Annotated in this window: 10 protein-coding genes and 1 tRNA gene; 3 read left to right on the top strand and 8 right to left on the bottom strand. The window is 60.4% G+C overall.

From position 1 onward, the window contains the following. Window positions 1-45 precede the first annotated feature (45 nt). The 3 genes from EG885_RS21375 to gatC are packed head-to-tail and all read right to left on the bottom strand — an operon-like array spanning window position 46 to window position 2,257. Entirely contained in the window at window positions 46-459 is a 414-nt protein-coding gene (locus EG885_RS21375) for a hypothetical protein (RefSeq protein ID WP_131578709.1), read from the bottom strand. Between the two features lie 29 nt (window positions 460-488). Then, a complete protein-coding gene (gatA, locus tag EG885_RS21370) occupies window positions 489-1,973 on the bottom strand; it encodes an Asp-tRNA(Asn)/Glu-tRNA(Gln) amidotransferase subunit GatA (protein WP_131578707.1) in 1,485 nt (494 codons plus the stop codon). Continuing rightward, window positions 1,970-2,257 carry an Asp-tRNA(Asn)/Glu-tRNA(Gln) amidotransferase subunit GatC gene (gene gatC, locus EG885_RS21365; protein WP_131578705.1) on the bottom strand — a complete coding sequence of 96 codons (288 nt, stop codon included), beginning with the start codon at window positions 2,255-2,257 and terminating at the stop codon, window positions 1,970-1,972. The genes gatA and gatC overlap by 4 nt, the downstream gene beginning before the upstream one ends. Window positions 2,258-2,326: 69 nt before the next feature. Here gatC and EG885_RS21360 point away from each other — a divergent pair, with 69 nt between their 5' ends. The 3 genes from EG885_RS21360 to EG885_RS21350 all read left to right on the top strand — a co-directional run bounded on the left by EG885_RS21360 (window position 2,327) and on the right by EG885_RS21350 (window position 4,229). Beyond that, window positions 2,327-3,256: an AEC family transporter gene (locus tag EG885_RS21360; protein ID WP_165571258.1), complete on the top strand. Its 930-nt coding sequence runs from the start codon at window positions 2,327-2,329 to the stop codon at window positions 3,254-3,256. Between the two features lie 111 nt (window positions 3,257-3,367). After that, window positions 3,368-3,442, top strand: a tRNA-Glu gene (locus EG885_RS21355). A gap of 211 nt (window positions 3,443-3,653) precedes the next feature. Continuing rightward, window positions 3,654-4,229 (top strand): hypothetical protein, encoded by a 576-nt coding sequence (locus EG885_RS21350; protein WP_131578701.1) that lies wholly within the window; start codon window positions 3,654-3,656, stop codon window positions 4,227-4,229. Window positions 4,230-4,278: 49 nt separating this feature from the next. Here EG885_RS21350 and EG885_RS21345 read toward each other — a convergent pair whose 3' ends face one another. From EG885_RS21345 to EG885_RS21330, 5 genes are all read right to left on the bottom strand, one after another. After that, complete coding sequence (locus EG885_RS21345) at window positions 4,279-5,007, bottom strand: hypothetical protein (RefSeq protein ID WP_131578699.1); 729 nt, start codon at window positions 5,005-5,007, stop codon at window positions 4,279-4,281. 13 nt (window positions 5,008-5,020) lie between these two features. Further along, the gene (locus tag EG885_RS21340; RefSeq protein WP_131578697.1) at window positions 5,021-5,401 is read right to left on the bottom strand and encodes a hypothetical protein; all 381 of its coding nucleotides are present in this window, start codon (window positions 5,399-5,401) and stop codon (window positions 5,021-5,023) included. After that, on the bottom strand, window positions 5,398-5,574 hold the full coding sequence (locus EG885_RS22895) for a hypothetical protein (protein ID WP_165571257.1): 177 nt from the start codon (window positions 5,572-5,574) through the stop codon (window positions 5,398-5,400). Before EG885_RS22895 ends, EG885_RS21340 begins: the two co-directional genes overlap by 4 nt. A gap of 172 nt (window positions 5,575-5,746) precedes the next feature. After that, window positions 5,747-6,001 (bottom strand): hypothetical protein, encoded by a 255-nt coding sequence (locus EG885_RS21335; protein ID WP_131578695.1) that lies wholly within the window; start codon window positions 5,999-6,001, stop codon window positions 5,747-5,749. 146 nt (window positions 6,002-6,147) lie between these two features. After that, the gene (locus EG885_RS21330; protein WP_131578693.1) at window positions 6,148-6,696 is read right to left on the bottom strand and encodes a hypothetical protein; all 549 of its coding nucleotides are present in this window, start codon (window positions 6,694-6,696) and stop codon (window positions 6,148-6,150) included. Window positions 6,697-6,825: the final 129 nt, after the last annotated feature.

Below are 6,825 nucleotides of genomic sequence, written 5' to 3'. Positions count from 1 at the left end.
GGGGCAGGCGGCACGAATGCCGGTGGCACGGGGGCGGTCATCGGGTCAGAGGGACATGTCCGCAGGCGTGATCCGGATCGGCTGGCCGGGCAGGCCCCGACGGTCTGGCCGCGTGACCGGGATCATGACCGGTGCCGGGGCGGGGGTGGTTGCCGTGACCGGGTTCATCATCGGAGCCGCGCCAGCCGCAGGCACCGTCGTCGGGCGCAGGACGCGCAGCCCCATGCTGGGGGGCACGGGCACCGGATCCTGACCTGCGATCTGTGCGCCTGTCGGCGTATAGAGGGGCCTTGCGACGGGGATGGTGCGGGCCGGGACGGCACCGGTGACCAGCGCCGCCTCTCGTGCGGTCAGATAGCGACCGTAATCGTCGCCGCCGAACTGGTAATTCGGGTTCCAGCCCTGATTTTCCCCGCAACCGGCCAGCGCCAGCACCGTCAACACCCACCAGCCGCGCATGCCGCCATCCTCATCCTGTTTCGCGGACGTTACCACCAGCGATCGGGCTTGGCCACAAATCCCGCAGCCCGTTCCAGCGCGGCGGCCTGATTGAGCAGATCGCCTTCCTCGAAGGGGCGGCCGAACAGCTGCAGGCCAAGCGGCAGGCCCTGCGCATCCTGCCCAACCGGGACCGAGATGCCCGGCAGGCCCGCAAGGTTCAGCGTCACGGTAAAGACGTCGTTCAGATACATCTGCACCGGATCGCCCTTGTCCACCGAGCCAAGCGGGAAGGCCGCCGAGGGCGTGGCCGGGGCCAGGATCGAATCAATGCCCGCCGCGAAGGCCTGATCGAAATCGCCCTTGATCAGCGCGCGCACCTTGCGGGCGCGGTTGTAATAGGCGTCATAGAAGCCCGCCGACAGCACATAGGTGCCGATCATGACCCGGCGCTGGACTTCGGGGCCAAAGCCTTCGGCGCGGGTCCGTTCGTACATCTCGGTGATGCCGTCGCCCGCGCCCAGTGTCGCGCGGTGGCCATAGCGCACGCCGTCATAGCGGGCCAGGTTCGACGACGCCTCGGCAGGTGCGATCACGTAATAGGCGGGCAGGGCGTATTTCGCATGCGGCAGGCTGATATCGACGATCTCGGCCCCCGCATCGCGCAGCATGTCCGCGCCTTCGCGCCACAGGGCGTCGATGGCCGGGGGCATCCCCTCCATCCGGTATTCGCGCGGGATGCCGATCCGCTTGCCACGGATGTCGCCGGTCAGCGCGGCCTCGAAATCGGGGACGGGCAGGTCGGCGCAGGTGCTGTCCATCGGATCGGCAGAGGCCATCGCCCCCAGCATGATCGCCGCATCGCGCACGCTGCGCGTCATCGGTCCGGCCTGATCGAGGCTGGAGGCATAGGCGATCACACCCCACCGGCTGACCCGGCCATAGGTGGGCTTTAGCCCCACGATGCCGGTGAAGGCCGCAGGCTGGCGGATCGATCCGCCGGTATCGGTTCCCGTCGCGCCAAGGCACAGATCGGCTGCCACAGCCGCAGCCGAGCCGCCCGAGCTGCCGCCGGGCGTCAGTTTCGCGCCGTCCGCGCCGCGCCACGGATTGATCGCCGGGCCATAGCAGCTGCTTTCATTGGTCGAGCCCATCGCGAACTCGTCCTGGTTCAGCTTGCCCAGCATGACCGCGCCGGCATTCCACAGGTTCTGCGTCACGGTGGATTCGTATTCGGGCCGAAAGCCCTGCAGGATGCGGCTGCCCGCTTGGCTTGGCACACCCCGCACGCAGAACACATCCTTGACCCCCACCGGGATGCCGGTCATCGGGGCCGCGTCGCCCGCCTTGATGCGGGCATCGGCGGCGGCGGCCATGGTGCGGGCCATGTCGGGGGTGTGGTGGACGAAGGCGTTCAGCGCACCCGCGCCCTCGATGGCAGACAGGCAGGCCTCGGTCAGTTCGACCGAGGTCAGCTCGCCCGTGCGCAGGGCATCGCGGGCACCCGCGATGGTCAGTCGGTTCAGATCGGTCATTCCACCACCTTCGGCACGGCAAAGAAACCCTCGCGCGCATCGGGCGCGTTGGACAGGATCTTGTCGGTCATCCCGCCCGAGGTCACCACATCCTCGCGCCGCTTCAGGCGCATGGGCGTGACGCCGGTCATCGGTTCGACGCCGTCGACATCGACCTCGTTCAGCTGTTCCATGAACTGCAGGATGGTGCCCAGCTCGCGCGCCAGGGCGGGCAGGGCGGCATCGTCAACGGCAATGCGCGCCAGATGCGCGACCTTGCGGGCCTGATCCTCGGTGATCGACATGACGTTTCCTTTCGTTGCGGGCGGGTCTACAACCCTGCGCGAAAGGCCGCAAGCCGCAGGGAGCCGCCCATGACCGCCGCCTTGTCGATCCTGCCGGTCATTGCGCTGGTGGCCCTGGGACATCTGGCACGCCGGGGCGGGCTGATCCCCGCTGCCAGCTGGCCGGGGATCGAGCAGCTGGGCTATCGCGTGCTGTTTCCGGCGATCCTTTTGACCTCGATCTATCGCTCGGAGCTGTCGATCGGGCGGCTTGGGCCCTATCTGGGCGCGCTGGCGCTGGCCTTTGCGCTGACCGGGGGGCTGGCGCTGGTCTGGGCGCTGTCGCGGGCCGAGCAAGGTCCGCGCGCCAGTTCGCTGTTCCAAGGCGCGCTGCGGTTCAATTCGCTGCTGATTCTGGCCGTGGCGGCGCAGGCCTTTGGGGCGCGGGCGCTTGGCGATCTGGCGGTGGCCTTCGCCTTTCTGATCCCGGCCTTCAACATTGCGGCCATCATCGCGCTGACGCTGTTATCGGACGGGCCGCGCCCGGCGGGGGCGCTGCGCCGCATCGGGGCCGAGGTGTCGCGCAACCCGATGGTGCTGTCCTGTCTGGCCGGGCTGGCGCTGAACCTGTCGGGGATCGTGCTGCCCGGATGGGTGATGGCGCCGCTGGACTGGCTGGGGCAGGGGGCGCTGGCCGTGGGCCTTTTGGCCGTGGGCGCCGGGATCGAGATCCGGCACCTGTGGCAGCGCGACCTGTCGCTGTGGCTGGGCGTCGGGCTGCGTCTGGCGATCTGTCCGGTGATCTTTCTGGGTGCGGCGCTGGTTTTGGGCCTGCCCGGTGGGCAGCTGGCCTCGGGCCTGCTGGCGACTGCGGCGCCGGGCGCCCCGGTCGGTTATATTCTGGCGCGTCAGATGGGCGGGGACGCCGATTTCTATGCCGCGATCTTCACATGGCAAACCGTGCTGGCCGCGCTGAGCCTGCCCTTGTGGCTTGTCGCGGCAGGGTTTTTCCCGGCCTGACCAAAAGGTTCGTTTTTTTTCCCGCCGGGCGGATTTTTTGACTTGCAGCCCCGGACGCCTTTGCCTAAACACCGCCTCACGCCGCCGGGAAGACTTGCAGCGAAAGAAAGTGGCCCGTTCGTCTATCGGTTAGGACGTCAGGTTTTCAACCTGAAAAGAGGGGTTCGACTCCCCTACGGGCTGCCACTTCACCCCCTTAAGATATTGATTTTGGTCGATAATCTTCAAGACCGGAAATCTCTACCCATTATCTACCCCTAGCAAAATGGTCTGCGAAACTCGGCGTTCACACCCCGCCTAGAACCCAAGTTGCTCACGCATTCGTGAATCTGCGGCTTGAAGTGATCCAGCATTGCCCACATGCTTGCGGTTTGAAGCTGTCAAAAGGGGCGTTGTGGTGAGCGTTGAAGCTGTCCAACAATGGTTTTCGAATGGTGCCAACGTGCTTGTCGCTGCGCAGGTATTCGCGGGCGTTGTGACGGCATTGGCGACCATCGCCCTTTGGCGTGTTACCCGCGTGTTGGCAGTCGAAACCAAGGTTCTAGCGAAAATGACTTCACAGCCCTTTGTCGTTTTGAATTTCGAATCCAGCGGCGCGGACCCGACTGCAATCAACCTCACGCTTAGGAACACAGGGAATGCCACTGCATTTGACGTGAAGCTTCGGATAACGCCCGCCCCGCCGCAAGCCAACGGCCAACCTGCCGCCAATCCTGAACAGAAGGCCGCTGAGGTGTCCCTGCTACCACCCGGCCAAGTCCTGCCATTGCAAGGCGTAATGAGCCGCGACGTTGGTGACGCAGTTTACGAAGTTTGGGTAAGCTGGTCGCGAATGCCCGGTAGCAGTGAACGAGAGGAACTTACTTACAAGACCGAGCCTGAACATGGCTTTCGGGGCGGCTTTCACACGAAAAACGTGCATCATGTTGTCGCCGAAATTGAAAAGCTACGAAAAGAACTGGCAAAAAAATAAAAAAAGCCCCATCCGAAGACGGGGCAGTTGCCTCCGACCTTCGGCGGAATTATTCGGCGGGTGATGTGGGCATAACCCAATCTGCGCTTACATCGACGGCAGCATTCGCCAATTGAGCAATGCCTTCGGCATAAAAGGCAGGCCGCAATCCATCGACGGCCTTATCGCACCGTTCGGCTTCTACGGCGACGGTTTGGGCTACCATCAGACGTTCAGCATCTTCCGGGGAAAATGCGAGCATTGCGCTTTTTGTCAGCGTGGATTTCCGTTCGTCGCTGACGCCCGACAGGAACGCAGGCGCTGTGCTGATAGCAACCGCGACATCAATGTCGCTCTCTACAAGCCGTGCCAATTCGGCGGGGAAATTCGGGTCTGATTTTCGGCTGGCACACCATGCACGGATTTCTGAATATAGCGATGCCTTCGAACTATCCTTCGACAGCACAGCGGCCATGTTGTCGCGGGCAGAGTGCATTTCCCGGTCAGCCCAACGCGCGGCGGATTTTGCAGATTCTTTCATGTCATGCGACATGCGTTCATAGAGACGCCGTGCATCCTGATGCTTGACCGGGGAAAGCTTCGTTGGGTCATTTGCCAATCGTTCCAGACGCCCTACGGCATCACGCAGCACATGACCAGCTTTGGTTAGGCTGGTGGCCGGTTCGGCAGGCATGTGCGCAACGCCACGCGCGAACTGACTGTCAAAGCCGACAGGTAATTTCAAAAGGTCGAGGCGCTGTTGAACAAGGGGGTCGGGATTAAGATAACGGGGATTCATTTGATAATTTCCTTCAAGTGTAACGGCGGTTTCCGGTGAGGGTATCGATCTCAATTTCGCGACCATTTTCACGGATAAATAGGAAGCGCTTATCTTTGTGGCCCGGCGATACAGGCGCGCGTTCGGTGCCCACATAGGGCGGTGGCGCATCATCGTCGTCGCCCAGAATCTCAGCGTATTCGGCCAGTTTGGCTAATAAACTTGCCTGCTGTTGTTTCGCAAATTCGGCGAAACCCTCTTGCGTAAAATGGGGTCTAATATGGCACACTCCATCAATAACTTCCACGCGGTCAGGAAATCGAGTGCCAATTTGATAGATCGTGCGCCTCGCTGTTTGCGTCTTTGCCTTCCGGGCTTCTAACTTGGCAATGCGGGATGCAAGGATGCGGTTCATTCCTCAGCCTCCAGCGCAATTATTTTGGCTTCCAGTTCGGAGGTTTCAGCAAGCTTCGCAATGATTTGCAGCAAGTATGCCAACTTCCCCGCTTCCGATGCGTCAATCTCTTTGGCGCGAACAGATCGGTACAGCTTGCAAGCCTCTGCTTTCACATCGGCCACCGTATCCAACTTGCACCTGATGCGCCTTGCTTTAGCTGGACCCATAGGGGGGCTAAGCGGTGTATTCCAGACAGAGGCGGGCATTGTGGTCATAGTAGAGTATCCTTACCCGGCATAAGTGAGCCAATATTGACCAGTTAATGAATGAATAAGGATCTTATAAAAGCATAGTCAAGAGAAATCACTGCCATGCCCGTGCCAATATGGCCCGCTCAGCAATCGTCTTCCTATTCTTTGCCCATTTTGGCTTGAGTTGACATTGTTTCTGCCTTTGATAATAAACTTCGTCGTATCCGCCGATGTTCTCGGAGCGTCGCCTTCGGTTATTCCATTGTTTTTTTTCTGCTAAGCAACGGCTAGTCATTTCGGCAATGAGTTCGTCGGTAATTTCCGATTTTGTTTTGAATATCATTTTAAGAAATGCATCGGGTTTCATTTTTTAGTTCCCACATTTTATTCTCTGCTGTCGAAGCCGCGATCATGCCAACACAGCAGAGGCTCACAGCGGCTCTGTCAGCGGCCTTCTTGCTTCGGGGCAGCACAGGGTGCCAGATGACCTAAGCCTTGCCGCCCTGCGCAGCCCTATGCGACCCCTGCGCGATGCAGAAGGTCAGCCCATGAGTGAATGCCGCTAGCGTCCCTAAATGATGAAGCTTCCGCACCCTTCATTGCGTCATACGTCTGATGCGGTAGCAACGTGCCCGACCATCCGCGATGAAAATTGCGAGGCATGATTTCAGCAACGCGGTTCAGCGCATAAACTTTAGAAATGCGGGAAATATTTCGTTCAAAGGTTTCGGACCCAAAACCCTTTAGCCGGTCCATGTCGTTAAGGAACCGAACGAACGTCGACGATGGGGCTTCTTCAACGTACAGCCTACAGCGAACTTGAACGTAATTGCGGGGCGAAAACAACGCGTCGCGATCAATCGCAAGCATGACGTTTAGCTTGACGAAAGCACGGCTGCAAAGCGGCATCAATGCTACGGCGACTTTCGGCGCCTCACTTTCGGTTAAATGGCAAGCGCCGTACTTTTGCGAGCGATACCGGGTCAAATCAACGAACTTGGCTTTAACAAGATCGTCGCATACTTCACTTAACAGTTTTGTAGAGCCATCGGCAGTTGGCATTTCTAGGGTCAGGATGCATTGATTTCCGTTTCGCGGCGTGATTCACGGCCCAGAAACGGAGCGGTGACATGAGCGACCTTTTCTGGCTGACTGCCGCGCAGATGGCACGCATGGCCCCCTTTTTTCCAA

Source organism: Paracoccus nototheniae (assembly GCF_004335005.1).
Classification (GTDB): domain Bacteria; phylum Pseudomonadota; class Alphaproteobacteria; order Rhodobacterales; family Rhodobacteraceae; genus Paracoccus; species Paracoccus nototheniae.
Note: the sequence above shows the minus strand (reverse complement) of the source record. Positions and strands in the feature narration are given on the sequence as shown.

Bases quoted from the DNA above. Each gene is read 5' to 3' on its own strand.
- EG885_RS21375 (WP_131578709.1), bottom strand. From the start codon at position 459: ATGCGCGGCTGGTGGGTGTTGACGGTGCTGGCGCTGGCCGGTTGCGGG.
- gatA (WP_131578707.1), bottom strand. From the start codon at position 1,973: ATGACCGATCTGAACCGACTGACCATCGCGGGTGCCCGCGATGCCCTG.
- gatC (WP_131578705.1), bottom strand. From the start codon at position 2,257: ATGTCGATCACCGAGGATCAGGCCCGCAAGGTCGCGCATCTGGCGCGC.
- EG885_RS21360 (WP_165571258.1), top strand. From the start codon at position 2,327: ATGACCGCCGCCTTGTCGATCCTGCCGGTCATTGCGCTGGTGGCCCTG.
- EG885_RS21345 (WP_131578699.1), bottom strand. From the start codon at position 5,007: ATGAATCCCCGTTATCTTAATCCCGACCCCCTTGTTCAACAGCGCCTC.
- EG885_RS21340 (WP_131578697.1), bottom strand. From the start codon at position 5,401: ATGAACCGCATCCTTGCATCCCGCATTGCCAAGTTAGAAGCCCGGAAG.
- EG885_RS21335 (WP_131578695.1), bottom strand. From the start codon at position 6,001: ATGAAACCCGATGCATTTCTTAAAATGATATTCAAAACAAAATCGGAA.
- EG885_RS21330 (WP_131578693.1), bottom strand. From the start codon at position 6,696: ATGCCAACTGCCGATGGCTCTACAAAACTGTTAAGTGAAGTATGCGAC.